This is a genomic window from Micromonospora sp. NPDC049799 (assembly GCF_040656655.1).
GTDB lineage: Bacteria > Actinomycetota > Actinomycetes > Mycobacteriales > Micromonosporaceae > Micromonospora.
Window position 1 is genome coordinate 1 of the sequence record NZ_JBFAMU010000662.1, and the last position, 2,302, is coordinate 2,302.

The window sequence follows — 2,302 nt, forward strand, 5'->3', positions numbered from 1 at the left end:
CCGGCGTGGCCGGCGCCGGCCGGGGCCGGGCTGGAGGGCACGACGTCGGCGGCGCGGGGGCGCGCCGGGCGGCGGCCACCGGGGACCAGCTCGGGTGGTCGTCGGGCGGCCACGTCCTCGACCCAGCCCACCGCGGCGGTGACCAGCCCCACCAGGGCGAAGACCAGCGCCACCCGGACGGCCAACCCGACCGGGTCCTGGTGGGTCCAGCCCACCACGTCGACCAGCGGGGTGAGGGCGACCACGAACGGCATGTGCCACAGGTAGACGGTGAGCGCGCGCCGGTTGAAGACCGTCACCACGCGGCTGAACACGGCGCTACGGTCCACCCAGGCGGTCGTCGCCGGCCCCCGACCGAGCAGCACGAGGACGAAGGCCGCCGACCAGAGGGCGTTGGCCAGGGGGTTGTCGTTGAGGTCGTACCCGCGCGGACCCGGATGGGTGATGATCCACGTCCCGCCGGCGACGGCCAGGGCGAGCGCGAGGGGCACCAGCACGCGGTTGGCCAGCCGGCGCAGCATCCCCGCCTGGTGGGCGAAGCCGAGCAGCCAGGCGCCGAAGTACAGGCCGAAGTCCCGCGCCGCCGTCGGTGCCGCCGGCCACAGGCCCGCCTGCAGCGCCAGCAGCAGGGCGTACGGGGCCAGCAGGGTGGGCAGCGGCGCGCGCCGGAACAGCCACAGGGCGATCGGCGAGGCGAGGACGAACCACAGGTAGTCGCGCAGGTACCAGATCACGCTGAGGGCCAGCGCTCCCCAGTCGTTGGCCGGCGGGTCGGCGATCGGGAACAGCCAGAGCAGCACCTTCGGCGAGAGCGGCAGACCGGTGAGCAGCATGGCCGGCACGAACACCGCGGCGAGCACCCACAGCGACGGCAGCAACCGGCGTATCCGCCGCAGCACCGCGCCGGGGCCCCACCTGTGCAGGGAGGCGGCCATCAGCGAACCGGCCAGGGCGAACATCACCGACATGGCGGGGAACACGAGAGTCAGCGAGGCCCACCCGGTGACGTGGTAGACGACGACGCGGACGATGGCGAGGAAGCGGAGCAGGTCCAGGTATCGGTTTCGCATCAGCCTGCACTTGTGTCCGGGGGCACGGGGATTTCCATCTCCTACCCTCCGCCGCTCCCCCGGCAAACAGACGCGACCCCTGCGCGAAGTGAAAGATGCCATCCGCCCGACCGGTACCGATCACGCCCGGGCATCTTCCCCTCGTGGGCGGTCAGAACCCCAGCTTGCGCAACTGCTTCGGGTCGCGCTGCCAGTCCTTCGCCACACGTACGTGCAGGTCGAGGTAGACCCGACTGCCGAGCAGCTCCTCGATCTGCTTCCGCGCCCGGGTGCCGACGTCCTTGAGCCGGCTGGCCCGGTGGCCGATCACGATCGCCTTCTGGCTCGGCCGCTCGACGTACACGTCGGCGTAGATCTTGATCACCTGACCCTCGGGGATCATCTCCTCCACCACCACCGCGATGGAGTGGGGCAGTTCGTCGCGGACCCCCTCCAGGGCCGCCTCCCGGATCAGCTCGGCGACCATCACCTGCTCCGGGTCGTCGGTGAGCATGTCGTCCGGGTAGAGCTGCGGAGACGGCGGCAGGTAGCCGGTCATCACGTCGACCAGGGTGTCCACCTGGTGCCCGGAGACGGCGCTGACCGGCACCACTGCGGCGAACTCACCCAGCTCGCTGACCGCCAGCAACTGCTCGGCCAGCCGCTTCTTGTCCACCAGGTCGGTCTTGGTGACCACCGCCAGCACGGTGGCCTTCAGCTCGGCCAGCTCACCGGTGATGAAGCGGTCGCCCCGGCCCACCGGCTCGTCCGCCGGGATGCAGAGGCCGATCACGTCGACCTCGCTCCAGGTGGCGCGGACCAGGTCGTTGAGGCGCTCGCCGAGCAGCGTACGGGGGCGGTGCAGGCCAGGGGTGTCGACGAGCACGAGCTGCGAGTCGGGCCGGTGCAGCACGGCCCGGATGATGTGCCGGGTGGTCTGCGGCTTGTTCGACGTGATTGCGATCTTGGTGCCGACGATCGCGTTGGTCAGCGTCGACTTGCCGGCGTTCGGTCGGCCGACGAAGCACGCGAAACCGGCCCGGTAGGGCCGCTCCTGCGGCTGGCTCACGCGAGCACCGTGCCGAGGACGGTGCCGTCCGGCGCCGCCACGTGGATCGGCGCGTCGGCGGCGAGGTCCCGGACGGCGGCGTGACCGGCGCGAGAGCGCACCTGTACCTCGACGGCAGACACCACGCCGAGTCCAAACTCCCGGCGGCCTTCCCCGTCGAGGGCGGCACCATCGAAGTGGCGAT

At 71.7% G+C, this 2,302-nt stretch carries 2 protein-coding genes and 1 pseudogene; all 3 read right to left on the reverse strand.

Going from position 1 to position 2,302, the window contains the following annotated elements:
* The coding region (locus tag AB0I76_RS27910) for an acyltransferase (protein ID WP_357041520.1) at positions 1-1,070 on the reverse strand (1,070 nt) is incomplete at its 3' end.
* A 151-nt stretch (positions 1,071-1,221) separates the two neighbouring features.
* Complete coding sequence (gene era / locus AB0I76_RS27915; RefSeq protein ID WP_357041522.1) at positions 1,222-2,118, reverse strand: GTPase Era; 897 nt, start codon at positions 2,116-2,118, stop codon at positions 1,222-1,224.
* Positions 2,115-2,302 (reverse strand): annotated as a pseudogene (locus tag AB0I76_RS27920) (hypothetical protein); the annotation flags it as partial. The pseudogene AB0I76_RS27920 and the gene era, both read right to left, overlap by 4 nt.